The organism is Bifidobacterium callimiconis (genome assembly GCF_003952005.1).
Classification (GTDB): domain Bacteria; phylum Actinomycetota; class Actinomycetes; order Actinomycetales; family Bifidobacteriaceae; genus Galliscardovia; species Galliscardovia callimiconis.
In genome coordinates this window covers 255,645-282,365 of the sequence record NZ_QXGJ01000001.1, presented here as the reverse complement: position 1 = coordinate 282,365, position 26,721 = coordinate 255,645, and the positions used below count along the sequence as shown (strand labels likewise).

At 62.4% G+C, this 26,721-nt stretch carries 21 protein-coding genes; 14 read left to right on the top strand and 7 right to left on the bottom strand.

The genetic code is table 11. The features are described from left to right. The first annotated feature begins 52 nt into the window (after positions 1 to 52). The gene (locus tag D2E23_RS01245; RefSeq protein WP_126029186.1) at positions 53 to 1,534 is read left to right on the top strand and encodes a DUF1846 domain-containing protein; all 1,482 of its coding nucleotides are present in this window, start codon (positions 53 to 55) and stop codon (positions 1,532 to 1,534) included. Positions 1,535 to 1,768: 234 nt separating this feature from the next. On the opposite strand, the gene D2E23_RS01240 is transcribed toward D2E23_RS01245, so the two are convergent. The 3 genes from D2E23_RS01240 to D2E23_RS01230 all read right to left on the bottom strand — a co-directional run bounded on the left by D2E23_RS01240 (position 1,769) and on the right by D2E23_RS01230 (position 4,819). Then, positions 1,769 to 2,710 (bottom strand): 3-hydroxyacyl-CoA dehydrogenase, encoded by a 942-nt coding sequence (locus D2E23_RS01240; protein WP_126029185.1) that lies wholly within the window; start codon positions 2,708 to 2,710, stop codon positions 1,769 to 1,771. A 187-nt stretch (positions 2,711 to 2,897) separates the two neighbouring features. After that, positions 2,898 to 3,563, bottom strand: coding sequence for a response regulator transcription factor (locus tag D2E23_RS01235; protein ID WP_126029184.1), 666 nt, complete (start codon positions 3,561 to 3,563; stop codon positions 2,898 to 2,900). After that, complete coding sequence (locus tag D2E23_RS01230) at positions 3,563 to 4,819, bottom strand: sensor histidine kinase (protein WP_420897284.1); 1,257 nt, start codon at positions 4,817 to 4,819, stop codon at positions 3,563 to 3,565. The genes D2E23_RS01235 and D2E23_RS01230 overlap by 1 nt, the downstream gene beginning before the upstream one ends. A gap of 269 nt (positions 4,820 to 5,088) precedes the next feature. Here D2E23_RS01230 and D2E23_RS01225 point away from each other — a divergent pair, with 269 nt between their 5' ends. From D2E23_RS01225 to D2E23_RS01215, 3 genes are read left to right on the top strand one after another with little or no spacing between them, the layout of a single operon-like run. Next, entirely contained in the window at positions 5,089 to 6,048 is a 960-nt protein-coding gene (locus tag D2E23_RS01225; RefSeq protein ID WP_126029182.1) for an ABC transporter ATP-binding protein, read from the top strand. Positions 6,049 to 6,087: 39 nt separating this feature from the next. Continuing rightward, positions 6,088 to 7,344 (top strand): ABC transporter permease, encoded by a 1,257-nt coding sequence (locus tag D2E23_RS01220; RefSeq protein WP_126029181.1) that lies wholly within the window; start codon positions 6,088 to 6,090, stop codon positions 7,342 to 7,344. Beyond that, positions 7,331 to 8,770, top strand: coding sequence for an ABC transporter permease (locus tag D2E23_RS01215; RefSeq protein WP_126029180.1), 1,440 nt, complete (start codon positions 7,331 to 7,333; stop codon positions 8,768 to 8,770). Before D2E23_RS01220 ends, D2E23_RS01215 begins: the two co-directional genes overlap by 14 nt. Before the next feature lie 37 nt (positions 8,771 to 8,807). Here the strand turns inward: D2E23_RS01215 and D2E23_RS01210 are convergent, their stop codons facing one another. Further along, positions 8,808 to 10,289, bottom strand: coding sequence for an ATP-binding protein (locus tag D2E23_RS01210; protein WP_126029179.1), 1,482 nt, complete (start codon positions 10,287 to 10,289; stop codon positions 8,808 to 8,810). 240 nt (positions 10,290 to 10,529) lie between these two features. Here D2E23_RS01210 and nhaA point away from each other — a divergent pair, with 240 nt between their 5' ends. Together nhaA and uidA are read left to right on the top strand one after the other, a co-directional pair. Further along, on the top strand, positions 10,530 to 11,900 hold the full coding sequence (gene nhaA / locus D2E23_RS01205) for a Na+/H+ antiporter NhaA (RefSeq protein ID WP_206431964.1): 1,371 nt from the start codon (positions 10,530 to 10,532) through the stop codon (positions 11,898 to 11,900). A gap of 286 nt (positions 11,901 to 12,186) precedes the next feature. Next, entirely contained in the window at positions 12,187 to 14,046 is a 1,860-nt protein-coding gene (gene uidA / locus D2E23_RS01200; RefSeq protein WP_126029177.1) for a beta-glucuronidase, read from the top strand. Between the two features lie 128 nt (positions 14,047 to 14,174). On the opposite strand, the gene D2E23_RS01195 is transcribed toward uidA, so the two are convergent. Beyond that, the gene (locus D2E23_RS01195) at positions 14,175 to 15,551 is read right to left on the bottom strand and encodes a nucleobase:cation symporter-2 family protein (RefSeq protein WP_126029176.1); all 1,377 of its coding nucleotides are present in this window, start codon (positions 15,549 to 15,551) and stop codon (positions 14,175 to 14,177) included. A 120-nt stretch (positions 15,552 to 15,671) separates the two neighbouring features. Then, positions 15,672 to 16,250, bottom strand: coding sequence for a xanthine phosphoribosyltransferase (locus D2E23_RS01190; protein ID WP_093959361.1), 579 nt, complete (start codon positions 16,248 to 16,250; stop codon positions 15,672 to 15,674). 258 nt (positions 16,251 to 16,508) lie between these two features. Between D2E23_RS01190 and D2E23_RS01185 the strand changes: the two genes are divergently transcribed. From D2E23_RS01185 to D2E23_RS01155, 7 genes are all read left to right on the top strand, one after another. Continuing rightward, positions 16,509 to 18,113 carry a sodium/proline symporter gene (locus tag D2E23_RS01185; RefSeq protein ID WP_126029175.1) on the top strand — a complete coding sequence of 535 codons (1,605 nt, stop codon included), beginning with the start codon at positions 16,509 to 16,511 and terminating at the stop codon, positions 18,111 to 18,113. 159 nt (positions 18,114 to 18,272) lie between these two features. Next, positions 18,273 to 20,948, top strand: coding sequence for a UvrD-helicase domain-containing protein (locus D2E23_RS01180; RefSeq protein ID WP_126029365.1), 2,676 nt, complete (start codon positions 18,273 to 18,275; stop codon positions 20,946 to 20,948). A gap of 129 nt (positions 20,949 to 21,077) precedes the next feature. Then, positions 21,078 to 21,476, top strand: coding sequence for a DUF4418 family protein (locus tag D2E23_RS01175; protein ID WP_126029174.1), 399 nt, complete (start codon positions 21,078 to 21,080; stop codon positions 21,474 to 21,476). A gap of 77 nt (positions 21,477 to 21,553) precedes the next feature. Then, entirely contained in the window at positions 21,554 to 22,771 is a 1,218-nt protein-coding gene (locus tag D2E23_RS01170; protein ID WP_126029173.1) for an ABC transporter permease, read from the top strand. Position 22,772: 1 nt separating this feature from the next. Continuing rightward, positions 22,773 to 23,615 (top strand): ABC transporter ATP-binding protein, encoded by an 843-nt coding sequence (locus D2E23_RS01165; protein ID WP_126029172.1) that lies wholly within the window; start codon positions 22,773 to 22,775, stop codon positions 23,613 to 23,615. 213 nt (positions 23,616 to 23,828) lie between these two features. Beyond that, positions 23,829 to 24,455 carry a 30S ribosomal protein S4 gene (rpsD, locus tag D2E23_RS01160; protein WP_093959357.1) on the top strand — a complete coding sequence of 209 codons (627 nt, stop codon included), beginning with the start codon at positions 23,829 to 23,831 and terminating at the stop codon, positions 24,453 to 24,455. 222 nt (positions 24,456 to 24,677) lie between these two features. Next, the gene (locus tag D2E23_RS01155; protein WP_126029171.1) at positions 24,678 to 25,037 is read left to right on the top strand and encodes a YccF domain-containing protein; all 360 of its coding nucleotides are present in this window, start codon (positions 24,678 to 24,680) and stop codon (positions 25,035 to 25,037) included. Positions 25,038 to 25,082: 45 nt separating this feature from the next. Here the strand turns inward: D2E23_RS01155 and D2E23_RS01150 are convergent, their stop codons facing one another. After that, positions 25,083 to 25,787 carry a response regulator transcription factor gene (locus tag D2E23_RS01150; protein ID WP_126029170.1) on the bottom strand — a complete coding sequence of 235 codons (705 nt, stop codon included), beginning with the start codon at positions 25,785 to 25,787 and terminating at the stop codon, positions 25,083 to 25,085. Positions 25,788 to 25,886: 99 nt separating this feature from the next. Between D2E23_RS01150 and D2E23_RS01145 the strand changes: the two genes are divergently transcribed. Then, positions 25,887 to 26,717, top strand: a complete 831-nt coding sequence (locus tag D2E23_RS01145; protein ID WP_126029169.1) for a histidine phosphatase family protein — start codon at positions 25,887 to 25,889, stop codon at positions 26,715 to 26,717. Positions 26,718 to 26,721: the final 4 nt, after the last annotated feature.

Here is a 26,721-nt window from a genome sequence, read left to right as displayed (position 1 = left end):
GTCCCTATAATGCTTTCATTTGCACCGCCGTTCGAGAAGGGATTCCCGCCACATGCGACAGGGATTTGACAACGACAAATACATCGAGCTGCAGGCCGCCAACATCAGGAAGCGCATCGCGCAGTTCGGCGGCAAACTGTATCTGGAATTCGGTGGCAAACTGTTCGACGACTATCACGCGTCGCGAGTGCTGCCGGGCTTCGAGCCCGATACCAAGTTCCGCATGCTGCAGAGTCTGTCCGACGACGTGGAGATCGTCATCGCCGTCAATGCCAACCATATCGAAAAGGCCAAGGTGCGCGGCGATCTCGGCATCACCTATGACGAGGACGTGCTGCGACTGATCGACGTGTTCCGCGATCACGGCTTCCTCGTCGGATCGGTCGTGCTCACCCAGTATGCCGGCCAGCCGGCCGCGGACGCCTACCGTCATCGTCTGGAGCAGCTGGGTATCACCTGCTATCTGCACTATCCGATCGCCGGATACCCGCACGACATCGAGAACATCGTATCCGACCAGGGCTATGGCCGTAACGACTACATCGTCACCAGCCGTCCGCTCGTCGTGGTCACCGCGCCCGGCCCCGGTTCCGGCAAGCTCGCCACCTGCCTGTCGCAGCTGTACCATGAGCACCAGCGCGGCATCTCCGCCGGATACGCCAAATACGAGACGTTCCCCATCTGGAACCTGCCGCTGAACCATCCGGTGAACATCGCCTACGAGGCCGCGACCGTTGACCTTGACGACGCCAACATCATCGATCCCTTCCACCTTGAGGCGTATGGCAAGACCACGGTCAACTACAATCGTGACGTCGAGGCCTTCCCCGTACTCAAGGCCATGATGGAACGCATTCTGGGCGAAAGCCCGTATCAGAGCCCCACGGACATGGGCGTCAACATGGCCGGATGCGCGATCTCGGACGACGAGGCATGCCGTGAAGCTGCCAACATGGAGATCGTCCGTCGATACTTCACCGCAGTCGTCAATGTCAAGCGCACCGGCACAGGTGAGGAACAGGTGGAACGTCTGCGTTCCATCATGAAGAAGGCCGGCGTGAACGAGAATCTGTCTCCCGCGCGCGCCGCCGCGCTGAATCGCGAACGGGAGACAGGAGCCCCGGCCGGCGCCATGGTGCTACCTGACGGTCGTGTGATCACCGGACGGACCGGCGATCTGCTGGGTGCGGCCAGCGCGCTGCTGATGAACGCATTGAAGGCCGTGACCGGCGTGGATGGTGCGGTGCGTGTGATCGATGAGGCGGCCATTGAGCCGATCTGCCGTCTCAAGACCGAGCACCTGCACAGCATGAACCGCCGCCTGCATTCCGACGAGACCCTGATCGCGCTGTCGATTACCAGCGCACAGAGCTCCACCGCGGCACAGGTGATCGACGGACTCGAGCTGCTGCGCGGCTGCGACGCGTTCTTCTCCGTCATCATCTCCGCGGCCGATGAGGCGCTGTACCGCAAGCTCGGCATCAATGTGTGCTGCGAACCGAAGTACGAACGCGTGAGCCTGTACCACAAGTAGGCCAACACTAACGTGCTCCCTCCACGGGAGGGAGCTGGCCGCCGTAGGCGGTCTGAGGGAGGGATTGCGGGGCAATAAGGCGTCTGATCCCTCCCTCTGTCATGACGTGCGTCATGACATCTCCCTCCCTCGGAGGGAGAACACCCCGCCTCTTTCATGCTCCCTCCATGGGAGGGAGCTGGCACGCGAAGCATGACTGAGGGAGGGATCAAACACCCTCCCTCAGTCACACCATCACTTGCCGTACTTATAGAAGCCCTCGCCGGCGTTGATGCCGGTCTTGCCCTCGTCGATGTACTGCTTGAGCATGGCGGCGATCTTGCCCTGCGGCGTGTTCGGATCCTTGGAACGAGGATCCATGGAGCCGATGTTGTACGCCGTGGTCAGGCCCACGATGTCGAGGATCCGGAACGGGCCGAGCGGGGCTCCGGTGGCGAGCATCCATGTCTTGTCGATCGTCTCCACATCGGCCACGTCGGTGGCGAGCAGTGCCTCGGCCGCGCTGAGGAACGGCACCAGCATGCTGTTGAGAATGTAGCCGGGCTGCTCCTTCCTGAGCTTGAGCGGGATCATGCCGATCGCCTCGGCGAATGCGACCGTTTCGTCGTACGCCTCCGCACCGGTGCCGGGGTGTCCCATGATCTCGGCCGTGTTGTTGCGCCAGATCTCGTTGGCGAAGTGCAGCGCGAGATACTTCTCCGGACGTCCCGTGTATTCGGCGAACGCGCTGGGCAGCATGGTGGAGGAGTTCGTCGCGACGATCGTATGTTCCGGTAGATGCTTGGCGAGCTCCGTGTAGAAGGCGATCTTGTCCTGCGGATTCTCGGCGATCGACTCGATCACCAGATCGGCGTCCTTGGCCGCCTCCTCATAGGACGTGGTGTACACGATGCCGTCGAATGCCCGTTCAACGTTTGCCTTGAGCTCGTCGATCTGTTCTGCGGACAGATCGGGGGAGGGAGCAAGTCCGCGGCAGTAGGCCGCCGGGTTCGTCTTCATTGCCTCGAGCGTGTTCAGATAGATGCCCCTGAGTCGTTCGAACTTCGGCTTCGCGCGGCCGATCGACCCCTCGCTGCGCAGCCACACGGTCACGTGGAATCCCTTATACGCGATCTGGAAGGCGATCTGGCTGCCGAGCACGCCACCACCGGCCACGACTACGTTCCTGATATCCATCGATTGATCCTTTCGTCGTTGATACGGATCGGGGCCCCGCTCTGCATCGAGCGCCGTGCAAGCCTGCAAACGGAAGGGCCGCGGCAGGCCGCCTTCGGCCTGTACTGGCGATCTTATCGGCTCGCGTTCATGAAAGGGTGATTGTTGCCAGATGATTCCATACATGGCAAACGAGAAGGGAAAGCGGTCATCGATGCGTATTGATCCACAGGATCGCCAGCTGGGTGCGGTTGGTCAGTCCGAGTTTGTCAAGCATGGAGCTGATGCGGTTACGTACCGTGCCCTCGCTGAGGAACAGCCGTGCGGCGATGTCCCGATTGTCAAGCCCTTTGGCGACGAGTCGGGCCACCTCCCGTTCCCTGTCGGTGAGGGTGTTCAACGCAGCCGCGTCAACGGCGTCATCGTCGGGAACAGGAGTAGCGGCGGAATCGTGAGCTGGCGCCATTCCCGACAGCTTCCCGAGCACCTCGGCACCCAACACGATCTGCCCCGCCATCACCGCCTGCAAGGCCGGACCCACGGATGCCACATCCTGCTTGATGAGATATCCCCGGGCGCCCAAGGCCATGGCACGGGTGATGTACGTCTGATCGGAGAACGTGGTGAGAAACAGGATCCGTGCCGCCGGATCCCGACGCAGAATCTCCTGCGCCGTCGTGATCCCGTCCTTTCCCGGCATCTGTATGTCGATCAGCAACACATCGGGATGGCTGGCCGGCGTTGCGAAGTACTGGAGAATCGCGTCGTCGCCATTGCATGCCGTCCATAGGACCTGTGCCGTTCGCGTGGCCGTCAGTATGGTCGTCAACGATTGGCAGACGATCGGATCATCATCCACGATTGCCGTCTTCATCACGTCTCCTTCGGACTCGATGTCTGTTCATGATCGGATTCATGTCCGCCGGAGTCCCGAACCCACGGCGCCTTGGGAACGGAGACGAACACTCTCCATCCGTCACGGTATGGCCCGCATAACGACGTGCCACCCAACGCCCGCACACGTACCTCGATATCCGCCAAACCCATTCCGCGAAGTCCCTCATCGGTGTCCGACATCGCGGTTTCGGATACCGACGAGGAATCGTCGTTCCGTGCCGGTCCGGGATCCAATACCACCAGTTGCCATATGGCAGGAAAATCACGCAACATGACCGTTGCGGTGCGGGCATGGCTATGCCGGATCACATTGGACAGCGCCTCGCGGATCGTCGTGGCGAAACAACGGGACACCGGCGCGGGAGCGGACGTGATGTCGTTGGTCAACGTCACGGCAAAATCAGGTGACAGCCCGTCGAATGATCCCGCGGCATCGGCAATCTGAGCGGCGAAGTCGGTGCCGTTGTCCTCAAGATCGTGCACGGAGCGTCTGACCAACGTCATGGCGTCGTTCAGCGTGGCGTTCAACGAGGTGAACCCCTCCGCCGCCGCGGCGTTGCCCATGGCGTCGGCGACGACCTTGCCCGCCTGCGACTGCATGATCGCACGAGTCAGTACATGTCCGACGTTGTCATGAATCTCACGAGCGATGCGGGTACGTTCCCCAAGCGTGGCCATGCGCACCGCCCTCGCCCGTTCCTCCTCGACATCGGATAAACGAAGCCGGACATGACGGGAACGCTCCCGGGCCCGATCCCGTACACGACGAAGAGCCCGGCGGGATGACGAGGATTTGGCCCGCACCGACCCCAACGCGAATCCAAGCAATACGACCGTCGCCAGCAACGGCATCACCGCGGAGGCCTGGGGAATCGCGGCATCGACGATGTGATACGCGGTTCCGTACCAGTATCGCGCCAGCCATATGAATACGGGTGCCAGACAGAGCCATCCGGCGACAGTCCCCATACGGGCCTCCCAAGGGCCGGCGGTCCGACGTGAAATCCAAGAGAGTCGGGCGGAATCATAGGCGATTAGCGGGAGAAACACACACCATTGCGGGAACGCCAAGACGCCAAACACGTATGCCACGCAGATCATCCATGCATGGGCCGAAACCCCGCCACACCATTCGACCAACCCCGAACATATCAGGGCCAGCAGGAATCCGACGGTCATGGTCCCGTCGTCGATCACCGAGGAGGGGAACATCGGCATCAATGTCAACGACATGAATACGAGCAGGACCTTCTCCACCGCGACGCGCATGATCCCCCCTTTGCTCCAATACGAGCTTAGCGCGTCGTCCGCGACGAACATACGATGGCGCGCGGCATCGACGATAGCATGACCGGACATCGGGTGGGGGTGCCGGATGATGAGGCAGTGACAAATGTCATGCCATACCGGGGACGACATGATCTTCATCGGTGGATTCGCCACGCCATATGAACGATCATGAAATCACAACAATATTCAGGAACACAACCAAGGAGGGCGTGATGACAATGCAATCCGCGCAAACCGCATCGGCGGTGAAGGTCAGCCGCCTGGTCAAGCACTACGGCGACATGGTGGCCCTCGACTATTTCGACCTTGACGTGAAGACCGGAGAGATCTTCGGTCTGCTCGGCCCCAACGGATCCGGCAAGACCACGGCGATCAACTGCATTCTCGCCCTGCTCGTCTACGATTCGGGCACCATTCGCGTGTTCGGGGAACCGATGACACCGACATCGTATGAGCTGAAACGCCGTATCGGCATCGTGCCGCAGAACGTGGCCGTATTCAACGAACTCACCGTGGTGGAGAACATCGACTACTTCTGCTCGCTATACGTGCCGAAAAAGGCCGAACGCGCGCCACTGGTCGAGGAGGCGCTCGAATTCGCCGGACTGCAGGACTTCCGCAAGTTCCGGCCGGGCAAACTGTCCGGCGGACTGCTCCGACGCCTCAACATCGCCTGCGGCGTCGCGCACAAACCCGACCTGATCTTCTTCGACGAGCCTACGGTCGCCGTCGACCCACAGAGCCGCAACGCCATTCTCGAAGGCATCCAACGACTCAACCGGAACGGCGCCACCGTCATCTACACCAGCCACTACATGGAGGAGGTCGAACAGATCTGCGACCGCATCCTCATCATGGACCACGGTCGACATCTCGCGCTCGGCACCGCCGATGAGCTGAAAGCCATGATCGACACCGGCGAGCGCATCACCATAGCTACGCTTGATCTGACCGATGACGCGCTCGCCGCCACGCGTGCGCTGCCGTGCGTGATCGAAGCCACGTACGACGGTCGTGAACTCGATGTGCGGTGCCGGCGCGGCGACCGTAATCTCACCGATGTGCTCGATACGGTCAAGCGTTTCGGCGCGAATGTCGGCCATCTGACCAGCCGTCCGCCGACCCTTAATGACGTGTTCCTGGAACTCACCGGCAAGGCCCTGAGGGACTGAGCGCCGATCCCGCCGGTCGGAGCGGAGAAGGAGAGCATCATGTGGACCACATTTTTGGTCGTATTGAAAATGAACCTGCGAAGCCGGTCGGCGTTGTTCTGGCTGATCGTGTTTCCCCTTGTGCTGGCGACCATGTTCAACGGCGTGCTTGGCCAGATCGACCAAGGGTATGACATCAAGCCGATGTCGATGGCCGTCGTGGAGGATGCGAATTGGCATCGCGCGGTCGGCGCGGACGCCTTCGTCGAATCATTGGCGGGGAAGAAGTCCTCGTCGGACGCGACGACCGGTTCCCACGAAGGAACCGCGACAGGCCTTAACCAGCGTCTGATCGACATCACGACGGTCGCATCGACGACGGAGGCGCGGCACAGGCTTGCGGACGATGGCGTGCAGGGGTACCTGAACGCGGACGGGGATGGGCGGCTGCGTATGACGCTCTCCTCCGATACCGCGGACTCTGCGGGAGATTCCGCGTCGTCCGACGTCAATGCCACCGTCACCATTGCGGCGCTTCATGGCGCTATCGAACTGTACAACCGGACCGACGCCATCACTCGGGAGACTATCGAGGAGCATCCGAACGCCGCCGCATCCGCGCGGTTCTGGCGATCGGTAGGTGATGCCGCCGATCTGACGAAGGAGACGGCGTTGACCAATTTCCGGCCCGACGCTATCGCCAGATACTATTACGCGCTGTTGGGCATGGCGTGCCTGATGGCCATGTCCTATGCGGTTGCGGCGGTCACTTTCGCCCAGGCGAATCTTTCGGCGCTTGGCATTCGTCGCACGGTCGCGCCGCTGGGGCGTGCCAGGCAGCTGCTTGCCGGATTCCTGGCCAGCTGGCTCTGCTCCGGAACGAGTCTGCTCATCGCGTTGGCATACATCCGCTACGGGTGTGGTGTGCTGCTGGGAGGGCGTGAGCCGGCGGCGGTGCTGGCGGTGGCCGTTGCCTCGTTCATGTCCTGCGCGTTCGGCACGATGATCGGCGCGATCCCCAAACTGTCACATGGGGCGAAGATCGGCCTGACCAGCGCCATTCCCTGTGTGCTGTCCCTGTTCTCCGGCTTGTACGGCTCGTTCGCCATGGAACTCAGTGACTGGATCGCCCGACACGAGCCGGTCCTGGCTTTCATCAATCCGGCGCAGCAGGTGACGAACCTGTTCTACGACATTCTCTACTACGACAGTTATCGACCATTCGCCGCCACCTGCGCCCGTCTGCTCGTCATGAGCGTGGCGTTCCTCGCGGTGGGCGTCATTCTTCTGAGGAGGCAACGCTATGAACACCTGTAAGGTCACGTTGCGCATACTCATTGCGCATCGGCTGTATGTCATCATTTATCTGGTGATGATCGGCGTGCTGATGTTCGGCATCGGGTGGTCGCTGCTGACGTCCGGATCCAAGACGGGCGACACGTATGCTCCCAGCCGTCCCACGGTCGCGGTGATCGACCGGGATGATGGGCGTGGCGGCATCGCCGACGCGATGCGCGACTATGTGAAGGCCGACGGCGAGCTGATCTCCCTGCAGGACGATTCCGAAACCCTGCAGGAGGCGGTTGCCTCGAACTACGTGGATCTCATCGTCATCATCCCGGACGGTTATGCGGATGCGCTGCTTGATGCGGTGTCATCCGGCGCGGATGCGCCGCAGGTCGAGACGGTCACCAGCTACACGTCGGGTGACGGCGCCATGGCGTCCATGGAGGTCAGCGGCTTTCTTGCACTGACACGCACCGCGCTGATCGGTGACGGCGTGCGGGTTGATGCCGCCGATTTCGCCGAACTGTACGCCGGTGCGGGCGCGGATGCTGGCGCGTCGGGAACGACCTCGTCTTCGTCAGCGTCCGATTCATTGACCTCAGGCGGCCTTGACCACCTTCCTGAGGGAACGGTCGATCGGTCGACCCATGACGATCTGGCACGGGCTGCACGCTCGGCTGCGGCCGTCGCGAAGGACGGAAAGGTGAACCATGCCATCGCGGTGGACCGTACCGCTGCCAACGGCTCGTCCGGAGAGGGTGCCGTGGCCGATGCGGCGGTTTCGGGATTCGGCAATATCATGAAGACCGCGCTGTATCCGTTGTTCCTGGCCATGACCGTGTGCACGGCGCTGGTGTGTGGCGTGTTCAACGCGGGGGAGACCAGTCGCCGACTGTCCGCCGCGCCCCGGAAGACGTCGTCGGTGGGCCTTGCACGCATGGCCACGATGTGCGGGTTCGCTCTGATCGTGTCTTTGGGATATCTGCTCGTCACATTCGTGCTGATGTTGGCCGCCGGACTCAACCCTCTGGACCTGCCCACCGCCGGAGTGGCGATGACGTTCGCATCGACCTGCCTGTACGCGCTGATGACCGTGGCCTGTGGTTTCCTGATCGGCGAGCTGGGGTTCACCGACGCGATGGCCAATGGGTTCGCCAATCTGTTCGGTCTGCTCATCCTGTTCACGTCGGGCATCAGTTTCCCACCGGACATGATGCCCGACGTGATGCTGGTGATCGCACGGTTCCTGCCTGGCTGGTGGTATTGCGTAGCCATCGACAACGCGCTCGGCTTCGGTACCGTCGAGAGGGTAAGCGTGTCGGGCTGGATGGGGTCGATCGGCTTGGTGCTCCTGTTCGCCGTGGCGTTCATGTGCCTTGGTCTTGCGGCCGGCCGCATCCGTCGCACGAGGCCGGCCGCCGTCTCCCCGGCCGCCACCGTGCTGGCCGAGGCATGAGCATGAACGAGCCGTACGGGTCGAAGACCCGGCGGACTCAGCTGGTCTTGAGCCGATAGCGCTGGGTCGGGTCGTCCTGGAAGCGCACCTTGGCGACCCGCCCCTCCTTCACCAGTTCCCGCAGTCCCGACGTAGCGGCGAGCGGGGTGAGGCTCAGCTCCCGGATGATCTCCTTGACGCTCATCGCCGAATGCCGTTCGAGTAGCGTCATGATCTCCTTCGACACTTCGCTGGGGGAGCTGCGTTTGAGTGTGCGGTGCTTGGTGATCGTCATGGTGAACGTGTTGATGTCGTTACGCGTGGTGGCTGGTTCGATGCCGTTCTCCCTCAGTGCGGCGGCGATGCGCTGGTAGCCGTCGCCGCCCTCCGGGTTCACGAACCCTCCGTCCGGATAGGGGGTGGATTCCAGCAGTGTGAACAGGAACTGGTTGCGTGTGGATGAGAACGTCGTGCCTGACACGGGATTCGAACCGGCGAGCACGTCATGCGTCACCGTGCCGTACAGGCCGCCGGGATTGCTGATCTCGATGCGGTCGGTGAACACGCTCACATGCACCTGTGTGCCGCGCGCGTCGGGGGAGTAGTCGCGGTGGGTCAGCGCGTTGGCGATCGCCTCGCGCAGCGCGTCCGGAGGATAGTCGGGTTTGCGTGCGCCGATCCAGCGCATCAGCGAGGTCACCGTGTCGTCGATCATCACCGGGATCGAACCGACCACGGTCTGTGAGGCGACGAGTCGTTCATCGCCACGGAACACGTCGTTGCGGTTCGTGCCTGGGAACACTGCGATGGACACGTTGAGCCGGGGAAAGAACTTCTGCGGGTAGCGGCCGAGCGCCAGCAGCCCGGCGAGCGTGGGCCGCAGCACGCTGCCGGCGCGCCCGTAGTCGGAGTCGTCGTGGCGCAGTACCTGCAGATCCAGCAGCGTGTCCGTGTCGCTGCGGTCGGCGAACACATGCGGATGCTGTTCGCGAACCCGGTCCAGCAGTCCGGCGGTCAGCGTGGGATCCAGATCGGCCATCGTCGCATCCGGCACGATGTCAAGATCGTACGTGGGCTGCAGATGCTCCTCGATAAGACGGTCCACCTCATACGAGGTCATGCGGCGGTCGCCGTCGCCGGTGCGAATGTACGAGCCTCCGTGCGCGCCGATCGCCGAGATGAAGCACGGCTTGTCGCGCGGCAGCATCTCATCCACGCGTGCGAACACCAGATTCGAGCCCTCGAACGGGCATGTCACGATCACGGGACGGACCACGGGCGTCATCTTCTCGCACGCCTGGCTGAGCGACTCCTGCATGGATCGGGCGTTGAAGTCCGGTACCGGCGTGAACCCGTTCTTCTCCGAAAGCCCCAGAATGATCCAGCCGCCCGACCCGTTCGAAAACGCCGACAATGTGTCGGTGATGGTCGACGAGATCTTGCGCTTGCACTCCTTGACCTCGCACTGCTGCGTATCGTTGCCGATCAGACGCATCAGCTCGATCAGCTCGGTCATCTTCGCGGTGTAGTCGTCAACCATGGCGGACCTCCTTGGATACCATTGTCCCGCACCGGTCCGCCATTCGTTCCCTGTGCGCCGCCGTTGTCGCGCAGTTCATCAAGAATTCATGCTCGTCGACGAGCGCTCATGGCGGGCGGTACCGGTTTCGCGCTCGGCGATGCCCCCGTACGTGCATCCTGTACACTAGAAAGGTTGAATCCTCGCGGCCGCACGCGTCGGCCGACTCCATTCACGCAAGCAGTTGTTAGGAGCACTCGCATGACACAAAGCCCCCAGATTCACGAGGGCATTCTCGAACCCGGCGTCGTCAAGGTCCACAGGGGGAAACGACGCCTCGTCGAATTCACACATTCATCCACCAAGGCGACCATGCTCATGGTGTTCGCCGCACTGGCCGCATTCGCCATCGAGAACACGCCGGCGCTGCCGTACTTCAACGAGTTCTGGCAATCCGTGCACCTGTCGTTCTCACTGGGGTCGTTCCACGCGAATATCAGCCTGGAGCACTTCATCAACGACTTCCTCATGGCGCTGTTCTTCCTCATGGTCGGCCTCGAGATCAAGCACGAGATGCGCGCCGGCGAACTCACCGAGCCGCGCAAGGCCGTGCTGCCCATCGTCGCGGCCGCAGGCGGCGCGCTGCTGCCGGCCGTCATCTATCTGATCGTCAACGCCGGCGGACAGTACATCGGCGGCTGGGGCGTGCCCATGGCCAACGACATCGCCTTCTGCCTGGGCCTGCTCGCCCTGCTCGGCCGTCGCGTGCCATCCGGACTGCGCGCCTACCTGTCCACGCTCACCATCGCCGACGACATGATCGCCATCGGCGTGATCGCATTGTTCTACACGTCTGACCTCAGCCTGCCGTGGCTGATCGCCGCATTCGCCGCATTCGCGCTGCTGATCGTGTTCAACCGCTGCCATATCTACGATCTGCCGCCGTATCTGGTGGTCGGATTCGTGTTGTGGGTCTGCGTGCTGTTCTCCGGCGTGCATGCCACGCTCGCCGGCGTGATGCTTGCGCTCGCCATTCCCGCGCGGTCCGAGATCAAGCTCGACCGGGTGGGCGGCTGGTTCGCCCATCGCGCACGCACGGCCGAGGACCGGTATGATCCGGGCGAGCCGGACGTGGCACAGCGCGAATACCTGCGCGAAGTGTATTCGATCCGTCGCGTATCGCATGCCACGATCCCGCCGACGATCCGCCTGGAGAAGAGTCTGCACACGTTCGTGTACTTCTTCGTGCTGCCGTTGTTCGCGTTCTCGAATGCCGGCGTGGTGCTCGGCGGCATGTCGTTCTCGCAGATCGTGACCAGTCCGGTGGCGATCGGCGTGTTCCTAGGCCTGCTGGTGGGCAAACCGCTCGGCATCTTCATCTCCACGTGGATCACGGTGAAGCTGGGCGTCTCGCAGCTGCCAAAGGGCGTCAAGTGGGGGCACATCGCCGGCGTTTCGGCGCTCGGCGGCGTGGGTTTCACCATGGCGATCTTCGTGACGAACCTGTCGTTCGCCGATCCGCAGATCGCGGCGATCTCGAAGACCGCCATCCTTGCCGCGTCCATCGTGGCCGGCGCGATCGGATTCCTGATCCTGCGTCACGAGGCACTGAACGCGGAAGGCGAATCCTGACGATGCGGGTCCAACGACGTCATGGCGACAGGATCGGACCGTTGTGAACTGCGGTTCAATTCGTGTGCCGTGATCGATCGTCTCGATTCCTTGTTGCGAAGGGCCATCTCCGGAAATCCCGCCGGGGTTGGCCCTTTCGGCTTTTTGCCGGGCAGATGGAACGCCGTCTTGTCGCCACCTTGACATCTTCTGATAGAAAATGTGCGAAAATGATCAAAACTGCATAAATCTCGTGTATTATGAACAGTAAGAGACAAAGCTGTCAACAATACAGGGAGGAAGCGGCATGCTCTACCCACAGACCAATGATGCGCGCATGGTGTTCAGCCTCGATGGCGTATGGAATTTCAGAACCGTCGGTGAAACCGACTATCCGTCCGAATGGACCACCGAGGCCCTGCCCGAGCCCATTCCCATGGCCGTGCCCGGCTCATACAACGATCAGAACGATATGACCGACCTGTATGACGTGTACGGATGGGTCGTCTACCAGCGCACATTCAGCCTGCCCGAACGCGTGATCGACGGCCAGCGTGTGGTACTGCGCTTCGACGCCGCCACCCACGCGGCGGACGTGTACCTGAACGGCGAGAAGCTCGGCAGCCACAAGGGTGGCTTCCTGCCGTTCGAATTCGACGTGACCGACAACATCAAGCCCGGAGACAACCTGCTCGCCGTCGCCATCGACAATCGCATCAACCAGTCCACCCTGCCGATCGGCAACGAGGGCAACGTGGCGTTCTTCGGCTCCGACAACGCCGGCATCCCCTCCGTGGAGGCTGGCAAGCGCTGGGCCAAGCCGCAGAACCGACCGAACTTCGACTTCTTCAACTTCGCGGGCCTCAACCGTCACGTTGAGCTCTACACCACGCCACGCACCTACATCGCCGACGTGGCCGTGACCACCAAGTCCATCACCGAAGGACTGAACGAGGGAGAGACCGGCCCCGCCGTCATCGGCTACATGGTGACGCTCGGCGGCGAATCCACGGACGAACGCGGCGATCGCGTGACCGTGACGATCCAGGACGAGAACGGCGACACCGTCGCCACGGCGACCGGAACCAGGGGCGAGATCACCCTGCCGGCCGCACACCTGTGGAACCCCGGCGCCGCATATCTGTACACCGCGCACGTCGCGCTCGCCGGCCCGGCGGAGGCCAAGGCGGAAAGCGACGAATACGATCAGACCTTCGGCGTCCGCACCGTGGAGGTGAAGGACCGGAAGTTCCTCATCAATGGCCGGCCGTTCTACTTCAAGGGCTTCGGCAAGCACGAGGACAGCTACTTCCACGGTCGCGGCACCGACCAGCTGCTCAACGTCAAGGACGTCTCGCTCATCCACTGGCTCAACGCCAACTCGTTCCGTACCTCGCACTATCCGTATGCGGAGAACATGTACGACCTGTGCGACCGCGAAGGCATCGTCATCATCGACGAGACGCCGGCGGTGGGTATGAGCTGGCCGCAGTATACCAACAAGCCGCTGTTCGAACACCACCAGCAGGTGATCCGCGACATGATCGCTCGCGACAAGAACCATCCGAGCGTGGTCATGTGGTCGCTCGCCAACGAACCGTGGTACGACCAGGGCGGCGAGAAGTCCGAGAACGCGCTCAAGTACTTCACCCCGCTGTACGAACTCGCGCACGAGGAGGACCCGCAGAACCGTCCGGTCACGATCGTGTGCTGCCAGAACGACTACACCAAGGATCTCGTCACCCGCACCATGGATGTGGTGTGCCTCAACCGCTACTACGGCTGGTACAACCTGTCCGGCGACCTCGATGCCGCCTGCTATGCCCTGAACTACGAGCTCGACTGGTGGGAGAAGATCGGCAAGCCGGTCATGTTCACCGAATACGGCGCGGACACCATGGAAGGCGTGCACGGCACCCACGGCAAGATGTGGAGCGAGGAATACCAGCGTGACTACTTCGCCCGCATCGACGCGGAGATCGACAAGCGTCCGTGGTTCATCGGCGAGCAGCTGTGGAACTTCGCCGACTTCGTGACCATCCAGGGAACCATGCGCGTGGAAGGCAACCGCAAGGGCATCCTCACACGCGACCGCCAGCCCAAGATGGCCGCCCACTTCCTGCGCGGCCGTTGGGCCGCCATCCCGGACTTCGGATACAAGGGCTGATCTTTCGCAGACCCCAGGACGTGAAAAGGCGCTTTCGACACGGTTCGATTCGTGTCGAAAGCGCCTTTGTCATGCGCGATCGTAAGTCGTGCCGTCATTCACGGAACGACTTACGAATAATCGAGCGGTCACTCGGCGTCGGCCGGCTGCTCCTTCGGCGCCGAGAGGAAGTGGTCCTCGCTCGGCAGCACGAGATTGAGGATCACTGCCACGACGAACGCCACGGCGATGCAGTTCGAGGCGAAGATCTGCTGGAACAGGGCCGGGAAGTGCACGAAGATGTCGCTCACCTGGGTGAAGCCGATGCCGATGGTCAGCGAAAGCGCCGCGATGGTGATGTTGCGCTGCGTGTAGCCGGCCTCGGAGATCATCTGGAAGCCGGAGAGAATGATGTTGCCGAACATCATGATCGTGCAGCCGCCCAGCACGGCCTGCGGCAGCGAGTTGAACACCTCGGCGATGGCCGGAATGAAGCTCGCGAGAATCAGGATCACGCCGCCGGAGAGAATCACCTTGCGGTTGACGACCTTGGTCATGGCCACCAGGCCGATGTTCTGAGCGAACGAGGTCAGCGGCAGGCAGCCGAACAGACCGGAGACCGAGGAGATCAGACCGTCGCCGGCGATCGCACCGGCGGTCTCACGCTCGGTGGGAAGCCTGTTGAGACCGACCTTCGTCAAAGCGGCGGTGTCGCCCAGCACCTCGACCGAGGACACGACATAGAGCAGGCCCAGCGAGATGATCGCACCCCAGTCGAACTCGGGGCGGAACGGCATGAACTGCGGTACGGACACGATCGCCAGATGCTGGAACCCGGAGAAATCAACCTTGCCCATGCAGATGGCCACCACGTAGCCGACCACCAGACCGAACAGCACGGACAGCTGCTTGGCGGTGCCCTTCATCAGCAGCTGGAACGCCAGGCAGGCGACCAGCGAGATCAGGCCGAGCGTCAGATTCTGCCAGCTGCCGAAGTCCTTGGCACCGGAGCCGCCGCCAAAGCTCGTGGCGCCCACGGTCAGCAGCGAGAAACCGATCGACGTGACCACGATCGCCGAAACGATCGGCGGCACGAACCGGCGCCAGTACTTCGCGGTCAGGCCGAGCACCAGTTCGAGCAGACCGCCGACCATGACCGCACCCACCACGGCGCCATAGCCCTTGTCGGCGCAGATCGCCACGGCCGCCGCCACATACGTGAACGAGATGCCCGTGACCATCGGCAGCTTCGAGCCGATGCGCCAGGCGCCGTACAGCTGCAGGCAGGTGCCCAGACCGGCCACCAGCAGACCGGCCTGGATGACCGTGGCCGACTGTTCCGGGCTCATCTTCGCAGCGGAGGCCACGATGAAGATCGGGGCCAGATTCGCCACGAACATGGCCATCACGTGCTGCAGGCCGAAGGGAATGCCCTTCCAGAACGAAACCGGGGCATCAAGGCTGCTCAGCGCCTCGAACGAAATGCCCGAGCCATGCTCCTTCTCGGTGGTTGTCTTGTCACTCATGGTGACTCCTCTCTTGATTCTCCATATATCCCTTACCCATGGGATCTTCCCGTCCCATGGAAAAGGGAGGGCGTGATGTGGGAGCCCTCCCTCGGGAACGATATTCGATTCGTGAAACGATCAGGCGAATTCGATGTCGCCGGTCTCGGCGTCCATGGACTTGACGATCGCCAGCGAATCCAGGTCATAGCCGGCCTTGCGCAGCTGCTCGCCGCCGTCCTGGAAGCCCTTCTCCACGGCGATGCCGATGCCCTCCACCGTGGCACCCGCATGATCGCAGATCTCGATCAGGCCCTGCAGCGCCTTGCCGTTGGCGAGGAAGTCGTCGATCAGCAGCACGTGATCACCGGGGGAGAGGAACTTCTTGGCCACGATCACCGGGAACTCACGCTGCTTGGTGTACGAGTAGATCGTGGTCACGTACTGGTCGCCGTCCAGATTGATGGACTGCGCCTTCTTGGCGAACACCACCGGCACATTGCCGAAATGGCGGGCGGCGCAACAGGCGATGCCGATGCCGGACGCCTCGATGGTGAGGATCTTGGTGATGGTCTTGCCCTTGAAGTGCTCGGCCCACGCCGCGCCCATGTGGTCGAACAGCTCCACATCGCACTGATGGTTGAGGAAAGCGTCTACCTTGAGCACGTTGCCGGGCTTGACGGTGCCCTCCTTGCGGATTCGCTCCTCGAGTTCCTTCATGCACACCCCTTTGATCATCGGCTTCGGCTCGTCGCCCCGCCGCCGTTTACGGTCTGTTCACTCCGCGGACAGTAATCGTCCACGTATGTCTAGCAGAGTACTCGGTACATGGGATGACGACTGTACCGCGGTACAAACCGGGGTTTGGACTTTACCATGTGAGACGCATTAGGGCGCCGGCGGCAAGATGGCTATAGTAAAGTCTCCGTGCCGGTATGCGCCGGCGACGTCAACAAAGGGAAGCGGAGGAACGGTTTCATGCAAACCAGCGATATCTGGGTGTTCTTGGCAATGGTCCTGTATTTCGTGGCCATGCTGTCGGTGGGATTCTTCTATTCAAGACGATCCAACTCATCCGCATCCCAGTACTTCGCAGGCGGCCGCGGCGTCGGACCATGGCTGACCGCACTGTCCGCCGAAGCCTCCGACATGTCCGGCTGGCTGCTCATGGGCCTGCCCGGCCTCGCCTACTTCACCGGCGTCGCCGACGCCGGCTGGACCGCCGCAGGCCTCGCCATCGGCACCTATCTCAACTGGAAGATCGTGGCCAAGCGTCTGCGCCGCTACTCCGTGGCCGCCGGCAACGCCATCACCATTCCCGACTACTTCTCCAAGCGATTCGGCGACACGAAGAACATCCTGTCCACCATCGCGGCCGTGATCATCATCGTGTTCTTCGCCGTATACGTGGGCAGCTGCTTCGTCACCGTCGGCAAGCTGTTCGACACCCTCTTCGGATTCGACTACCACCTCATGATGGTGCTCGGCGCCATCGTCGTGTTCCTCTACACCGTGATCGGCGGCTACCTGTCCGTCGTCGTCACCGACTTCATCCAGGGCATGCTCATGTTCTTCGCGCTCGCCGTGGTGTGCAGCGGCACCGTAATCAGCGCGGGCGGCATCGACCACGTCGCCGCGTTCCTCTCCGACATCCCCGGATACATCAGCGCCAACCACACCGCCACCCCGACGCTCGACCCTGCTACTGGCGCGCAGATCGCGCAAGGCGGCCAACCCCTGTTCGGCGCCCCCACCGACTTCGACCTGATCACCATCGTCTCCCTGATGGCCTGGGGTCTGGGCTACTTCGGCATGCCGCAGGTGCTCGTGCGCTTCCTGTCGGTGCGTGACGCCGAGGAGATCAAGCAGTCGAGGATCATCGCCACCGTGTGGGTCGTCATCTCGCTCGGCTGCGCCATCGCCATCGGCCTGTTCGGCCGCGCCATGCTGCCCGTCCAGTTCGGCACGCAGGCGGCCGCCGAAAGTGTGTTCATCGTGCTCAGCCAGATGCTGCTGCCCAGCTTCATCTGCGGCGTGGTGGTCTCCGGCATTTTCGCCGCATCCATGAGCTCCTCGTCAAGCTACATGATCATCGCGGGATCCGCCGTGGCCGAAAACATCTTCCGCGGCATCTTCAAGCGCAACGCCAGCGACCGCCAGGTCATGTGGGTGGCCCGCATCACCATCTTCGTCGTGTTCGTGTTCGGCTGCGTGATCGCCGCCGATCAGAACTCTTCCATCTTCCAGGTCGTCTCCTACGCATGGGCCGGTCTCGGCGCCTCGTTCGGACCGCTCATGCTGTTCAGCCTCTACTGGAGACGCACCAACAAGCACGGTGCCATCGCCGGCATGATCGTCGGTGCCGTCACTGTGTTCGTCTGGAACCTCGCCCTCAAGCCCCTCGGCGGCATCTTCGGCATCTACGAGCTGCTGCCTGCGTTCATCATCTCCGCCATCGCCATCGTCGTGGTCTCGCTCGCCACCAAGGAGCCCGACAAGGAGATCACCGACGTGTTCGACCACTACATGGACGACGACACCAACGTCGGCGAACTGCTCGAGGAACACGCCGTCAAAGCCTGACCTTCGTCACGCCGACGAACGCCGCATTCGTCCATGCCCGTCCGTCATGCCCGTCCATTCTGCTTGACCGCGCCCGATGGTAGATTCGTGTACTCGGTTTTACCGCGAGGAACGCGCAACCATACGAATCGACAACGGGACAGGGGAGCACGAATGATGATGTACGACGAACCAGAGGTGATCGCCCGCAGCGCGGAGGAGCTGCTGGGCGGCCTCAACGATCAGCAGGCCGAAGCCGTGCAGTATCACGGTCCGGCGCTGCTGATCGCCGCCGGCGCCGGATCCGGCAAGACCCGAGTGCTCACCCGGCGCATCGCCTGGCTGCTCAGCCAGGTGGGCGCATGGCCCAGCCAGATCCTGGCCATCACCTTCACCAACAAGGCCGCCGCTGAAATGAAGGAGCGACTCACCACGCTGATCGGCCCCGTGGCACAGCGCATGTGGGTGTCGACCTTCCACTCCGCCTGCGTGCGCATCCTGCGCCGCGACGGCGACAAGATCGGACTCAAATCCGGATTCTCCATCTACGACACCGCCGACTCGCAGCGGCTCGTCAAGATCATCTGCAACGAACTCAACATCGACGTCAAGCGGTACACGCCCCGATCCATCCTCGCCCGCATCTCCGACTACAAGAACAGCCTCATCGGATGGCAGGAACGACTCAAGGAGTACGCGCCACAGTTCAAGCCCGGCATCCGCGGCTCCCAGATCGGCAACTTCGGCGACGTCGAAGTGCTCTACGCCTGCGTGTACGCCGAATACCAGTACCGGCTCGCTGCGGCCAACGCCGTGGACTTCGACGACCTGATCATGCGCACCGTGGAACTGCTGCGCACCGACCCGATGGTCGCCGACTACTACCGTCGCAAGTTCCGCTACATCCTGGTCGACGAGTACCAAGACACCAACCACGCCCAGTACGTGCTCGTACGCGAGCTCGGTGGCGTGGACTCCGGCCAGCCGCGTGACCCCAACGCGCGTGGCGCCGGCAAGACCGGCCCGGCATGGATCACCGTGGTGGGCGACTCCGACCAGTCCATCTACGCATTCCGTGGCGCCGACATCCGTAACATCCAGGAATTCGAAAAAGACTTTCCGAACGCCAAGACCATCATGCTGGAACAGAACTACCGTTCCACGCAGACCATCCTCAACGCCGCCAACGCGGTGATCGCCCTCAACCCGGGCCGCAAACCCAAGAAACTGTGGACCGCGCTCGGCGAAGGCAGCAAGATCATCGGCTACGCCGCCGACAACGCCCAGCAGGAAGGCGCCTGGATCGCCACCGAAATCGCCAGGCTCGCGGGAGAGGAGGGCTTCCGCTACTCCGACATCGCCATCATGTACCGCGCCAACGCACAGTCACGCTCCCTCGAGGAGGCGCTCATCAACGCCGGCATCCCGTACCAGCTCGTCGGCGGCACCAAGTTCTACGAGCGCAAGGAAGTCAAGGACGCGATGGCCTACCTGCAGGCCATCGCCAACCCGGCCGACGACGTCAACCTCCGGCGCATCCTCAACGTGCCCAAACGAGGACTCGGCGCCCGCGCGGAAGCCGTGATCACCATGTACGCGGCCGATCACCAGACCAGCACGTGGGGAGCCCTCGAGGCATTGGACACCATCGAAGGCGTGCCCACGCGCACCGCCACCCTGCTTGGACAGTTCCGCGACCTCATGCGCTCGTTGCAGGAATTCGCAGCGGCCAATGATACCAAACCGAGCGAGATCGTGGCCGAGGTGCTCGACAAATCCGGTCTGCTTGCGGAACTGCGCAAATCCACGGATCCGCAGGACATGACCCGTGTGGACAATCTTTCTCAGTTGCAATCCGTCGCCGCGGAATACGAGCAGAACACGCCTGATGCCACGCTCAACGGCTTCCTGGAGACCACGGCGCTCGTGGCCGACAGCGACCAGCTGCCCGGCGAAGGCGAGGACACCGGCACCGTCACCCTCATGACGCTGCACACCGCCAAGGGACTCGAATACCCGGTGGTGTTCCTCACCGGCATGGAACAGGGCACGTTCCCGCACTCGCGGGCCATGGAGGACGAAAGCGAACTGGAGGAGGAGCGTCGTCTCGCCTACGTGGGCATCACCCGCGCCCGTCAGATCCTCTACGTCACCCGGGCCGCGGTGCGCGCCCAGTGGGGTCAGGCGGCGGAGATGATGCCCAGCCAATTCCTCGACGACATCCCTGAGAACTTGATCGAATGGAAGCGTAGGGAAACCTCCGCGGAGCGCATGCGTACCGGCTGGGGGAGCGGATTCGATGACGATGACGAGTTTGGCGGCTTCGAGTCGACGTCCGATTTCCGATACGGTTCGTCGTCCCGATGGGGGTCCGGTGCCGGTCGTTCGTCCGGCGGTTCCTATGGATCCGGTTCCTACGGCTCGTATGGTTCGGGTTCCTCCTATGGCTCCCGTTCCGGATCACGTGGTTCGGGCTCTCGGTATGGATCCGGTTCGTCCCGTTCCTATGGCGGATCGTCCTACGGCAGCCGCGGCTCCGGCTCCTCGTCCTACGGTTCCCGTTCCGGCTCCCCGCGTTCCGGCAAGGTGACCACGAAGCGCATGCAGCAGGATCTGTTCGGTTCACTGTCGAAGGCCAAGGCCGCGGCCTCGCGCAAGACGGCGCAGCATGATCAGGAAGGCATTCCCAATGTCGCCGATTTCCACGCCGGTGACAAGGTGACCCACGACCAGTATGGTCTGGGCACCGTCGTGGCGGTGGAGGACAAAGGCCGTAACTCCGTGATCACCGTGGACTTCGGTTCCGACGGCACCAAGCGTCTACTGCTGCGCGTGGCGCCGATCGAAAAGCTGTAGCACATATCGGGGGAAAGTCAAGACTTGATTTTCCCCCGATTGGCGTTCACAATCGCTCAAGTTCGGATGCCGTTGGGCGTCCGCGTAACGTTCGCATATCGCGTTATGCAGAAGTAGCAGGAGAAGATCGTGAAGAACAAGCTGTTTGCGTCCATTCCGTCCATTGTTTTCGGCGCTCTCATCGCCATCGCCCCGCACACGTTCGCCTACGTGTGCAAGGTCGAGAAGATGCCGATGGCCTGTCATTGGACCGCCCAGGCCGAGATCGGCGTCGGAGCGCTTATCGCCGTGCTGGGTGTGATCGCCCTGTTCGTGGCTCCCCAGATCCGCATCGGTCTGAACATCGCCGCCGTGCTGGGTGCACTGCTGGCCATCGCCGTGCCGACCGTGCTGATCGGCGTATGCCCCGGTGCCATGATGCACTGCCACATGGTCGCCCGACCCACGCTGATCGTGCTGGGCGTGCTGACCATCATCTTCGCCGCCATCGGCATCTGGCTGGACTCCCGTCCGGCCAAGCGCGCCTGAGCCTATCCACGCCGTCACACAGCCGAATCGTATGATCACGTACGAGCAATAATCGATCACATTACGAATCGAGCATCATGTCACCGCATATCTCACTCGCCCGTCTGCCATTGGAGAATCTCAGGCGCAAGCCGTTCCGCACCGCGTCGCTCATCACGGTGGTGGCGATCCTGTCCGTCGCGTTCTTCGGCGGATCCATGCTGGCGATGAACCTCAACAAAGGCCTGACCAGCATGGAGGAGCGTCTGGGGGCCGACCTCATGGTCGTGCCGCAGACCACCGAGTCCAAGGCCGAGGCGCTGCTGACCGACGGCACGCCGAATACCTTCTATTTCACGAACGATATCGAATCCAAGGTGTCCAAGGCCGACGGCATCGCACAGATCACGTCCCAGACCTACATCTCGTCGCTGGCTGCGGCCTGCTGCGCCGAAAAGTTGCAGATCATCGGATTCGATCCGCAGACCGACTTCGTGATCGAACCGTGGGTCGCCTCACAGTACGACAAGACGCTCGGCGACGGACAGATGGTGGCCGGTGCGAACGTGAACGTATCCACCGACGGCACGATCGAACTGTATGGCAAGACCTGGCCCGTGGTGGCGCAGCTGGCCAGCACCGGTACCAGCCTCGACAACTCCGTGTTCGTCAACAAGGCCACAGTTCCGCAGATGGTGGCCGCGTCGGCCAAGGTCGCCAAGCGCGTCATGCCCCAGGAATACGCGTCCAAGGCCGTCTCTTCCGTGCTGATCAAGGTGCAGGATGGCTATGATGCGCACACGGTGGCGAACAATATCGCCAAACTGGATCCGCAGCTCGCCTCGGTGGGATTCGTCTACCCCGGTGGCGTGACGGCCTCCACCAAGACTTCACTGAACACCATGTTGTCCTACATGCTGGTGTTCGTCGTCGTGCTGTGGGTCATGGGGCTGATCGTCATGCTCGCGGTGTTCTCCTCCTCGGTCAACGAACGCAAGAAGGAGTTCGCATCCTTGCGCATCATGGGCGCCACGCGCGGCATGCTGATCTCCATCGTGATCCGCGAGGCGTTGATCACCGGTCTGGCCGGCGGCGTGATCGGCGTGGCGGCGGCATCGCTGATCGTCTTCCCCTTCAGCGGGTACATCGGCAAGCAGATGCAGCTGCCGTACCTGCAGGTGGGCATCGGATCGATTCTGGTCATGGCGTTGATTGCTCTCGTCTTCGCGGTGTTCACCGCGGCCGTGGCCTCGTTGTTCGTCGCCTTCCGTCTGGGACGTCCCGAGGCGTATCTGACTCTGAGGGAGGGGGAGTGACATGCTGCTTGAGATCAAGGATCTGACCCGTGAGTTCACCCGTCGCGGCGTGCCGTTCGCGGCGGTCGATCATGTGAACCTGTCCATGGAGGGCGGGGAACTCGTCGCCATCGTCGGCAGGTCGGGCAACGGAAAGAGCACGCTGCTCAACATGGTGTCCGGACTCTTGCGACCCACCTCGGGCACGGTGACGATCGACGGGCAGACTGTGGCCGACCTCGACGACAAGGCGTTGTCCCGGCTGCGCAATCGCACCATCGGCTTCGTCACCCAGAGCCAGACGCTGCTGCCCAACCTGACTGCGCTGGACAACGTGATCCTGCCCGCGCTCTTCTTCCCGGATGAATCGGATTGTTCCCCGGATGAATCCGATAGTCAGACCGACGGCAACCCTATCGATCCCAAGGGCGGGAATGACGATGTCGAGTCGTCGGAACCGGTGCCGGCCGACGATCCGGACATGCCTGACGTCATAACTCCGGTACATGTTCCCGAACCGACCGCCGCGAAGCCCGACGCGTTGTCGACGCGTGCCCACGCGTTGCTGGCCGAGTTGCAGGTCGACGACCTTGCCGACAGCTATCCCAAGGAACTGTCCGGCGGCGAGATGCGTCGCGTATCCATCGCCCGTGCGCTGATGAATCGACCGAAGCTGCTGATCGCCGATGAGCCCACCGGAGATCTTGACGCAGAAAGCACGCTCATCGTCATGCGTCTGCTGCGCGACCTCGCCGACCGGGGCACGGCCGTGCTCATGGTCACCCATGACGCCGACGCACTGCCCTATGCCGATCGTGTACTCACTTTGGACGCCGGGCGACTCGCCGACAGGCCGCAGCAATGACAAAGTCCGAGCACTGCCGTACACTTCTATTTTTGGTGTCTGCCATCAGGTAGAAACCTATCTGGAGCCTTAGCCCATCAATGGGTCGGTGGCTGTGAGTGCATCACGGCCATTCGTGCCATGGCATGGTGAAGCATTGGAGAGGCCGGCTCAGCGCGTGGCGCATGTCGCGCGTTCCGTTCAGATAACGACAGAAACAAAGGATGAACATTCATGACTAACGTTCAGCGCTCCCGCCGTCAGGTGCGTCTTTCCCGCGCCCTCGGCATCGCTCTGACCCCCAAGGCCCAGCGCATCTTCGAGAAGCGTCCGTACGCCCCCGGCGAGCACGGCCGCACCCGTCGTCGCACCGAGTCCGATTACGCCGTTCGTCTGCGTGAGAAGCAGCGTCTGCGCGCTCAGTACGGCATCTCCGAGAAGCAGCTGCGCGCCGCCTACGAGAAGGGCACCCACGAGGCCGGCCAGACCGGTAACGCCATGCTGCAGGACCTCGAGTCCCGCCTCGACGCCCTCGTGCTGCGTGCCGGCTTCGCCCGCACCACCGCCCAGGCTCGTCAGTTCGTCGTGCACGGCCATATCATGGTCGACGGCAACAAGGTGGATCGTCCGAGCTACAAGGTGCGCCCCGGCCAGACCATTCAGGTCCGTCCGAAGAGCCAGACCATGGAGCCCTTCCAGGCTGCCGCCGAAGGCGTGCACCGTGACGTGCTGCCGGCCGTCCCGGGCTACCTGGACGTCGACCTCGCCTCGCTGAAGGCCACCCTGACCCGCAAGCCCCTCGCCGAGGAGATCCCGGTTCAGGTGAACATCCAGTACGTGGTCGAGTTCTACGCTCGCTGATCCTGGTTCAGTTCAGCATTTCGCCCTGCGCGTCCTCGTGGCCGCAGGGCTTTTCCATACCCGAATACCGGTATTCGGAATGCCGCCGACTTCGTGGCCGCTGGTTATCGGGGACGAATCGGGGAACAATCAGGGCAAACCCCGATGGTGGCGTCACCCATACGCATCCATAATGAAGACATACGGATAATCACACGCATAAAACAAGGTGGCATCGCAATCATGAGACTGCTCGGTAACATTCTTTGGCTGATCCTCGGTGGGCTCTTCCTCGCGCTGGGCTGGGCCGTCATCGGCATTATCCTCTGCATCACGATCATCGGTATTCCGCTGGGACTCCAAGCCTTCAAGATGGCCCAACTCACGCTCACGCCGTTCGGCAGGCATGTGGATTACGGAGGAGGACTCGGCTCCCTGCTGCTCAACATCATCTGGATCATCGTCGCGGGACTGTGGATGGCCATCGGCTATGTCCTCGCCGGACTGGCCAACTGCATCACGATCATCGGCATTCCCTTTGGCATCCAGTCCTTCAAGATGGCCAAGCTCGCCCTCATGCCGTTCGGAGCCGTGATCAGCTAGCCCTCGGTTTCCAATTACCACCGACCGCCCACAGGCCTCGGTGCGTCATCCGATGCGGTATCGGTCGCCACGCTGCGTGAGGAACAGGCCGGCACGTTGGAGTTTGCGTGCAAGGGAACGCATGGCCGTGGCCATGATGTCGCGCTGCTCGAAGAACCCGTTGCCGCACACCCCCTCCAGCAGCTCATCGAACGTCAGATACCCGCCGTCGGCACGGACCAGCATCTCCAATGCCGCATACTCACGTGGAGACAGGGGGAGCGGGCGGCCCAGATCCCCGTAGAACGCCCGTCTGGAGTCAGTATCCAGCGCCAGATCGCCACGGGTCAGGATCGTCGTGTCCTCGGCGTCGTCGACGCGAGACAGACGGCGGACATGGGCAAGCAGTTCCGCATCGGAGAACGGCTTATACAGTTCGTCGTCGATCTGCGATAGTACGCCGGCCTCGGTCGCCTCGTCATGACCGTCATGTGCGACGTCAGGGGAGTCGTGGCCGGCCGTCAGCGTGGGTGTACGCAGGCAGAGCAGCCTGGCATGCATCATCTGCGCAACGAGAAGATCCAGATCCTCGCGATCCGCCTGCCGTGGAAACGCATCGTCCATGATGATCAGTTCCGCGGCGGAGGCGTCGAACACGCCATCGTCATCATCCCCTGCGGGAATCGTCTCCACGACGTGTCCGGCGGACTCCAACGCCGCACGTACCGCATTGCGCAACGCCGTGTTCAACGTCGCCAGCAGAATTCTCATCGTGCCTCCCCGGCCGATCTTCAATACCTGTGTTCAGCATATGATAAGAACGATACGACGATTACCGTCACGGACACGGCATGGAATGGATGGAACACGATGATTACCGAAGTGGTGATGGTGCGACACGGACGTACCTGCTTCAATCTTGAACGTCGGCTGCAGGGGCAGATCGACGTTCCGCTCGACATCGTCGGCCAATGGCAGGCCGATCAGACCGGATACGAGCTGGCCCGGCGATACTACTGGGCCAAGGTCAGTCGCATTGCCGACTATCCCGAAACCCTGCCGCAGCCGGGACCGCAGGCGGCGCGGCCGAGCAGCACCGAGGAATACCGCAAGGCGTCTGCGGCCCGCAAAACCCTGAAAGTGGTGGCATCCGACCTGTTCCGTGCCCAGCAGACCGCTCACGCGTTCGCCGACATCCTCGGTCTGCCAGTCGAGCTGGACGAACGCATGCGAGAGCGCGCCTTCGGACGGTGGGAGGGACTGACCCGACCGGAAATGCGTGCGATGGATGCCGAAGCCTACGCGTCCTGGAAGGCTCATACCGGCGGCGAGACCAAGTACGGGGTGGAAAGCCGCACCCATGTCGGTCGGCGTGGCGCGGACGCGGTGATCGACATCGTCTCCCGATCCCGTGACGAGGAACGGGAGACCACGCTGGTCATCGTGGGGCACGGATCTTGGATCGTGGCCACCATCGAGACCCTGGTCGGCATGGACCCCGACAATCTCAGCAATCTTGGATCCATGCGCAATGCCTTCTGGTCGAGACTCACTCCCGTATTCGCCGGTGACGGCGCATTGCGGTGGACGCTCGACGAATTCAACACCGGTCCGGCCATTGCGGGACTGACGGACTGGGAGAACGGTCCCGAGGAACTTCGCAACGACGATATGCCCCGGTGGAAGCCCATCGCGGGCTGAGCGT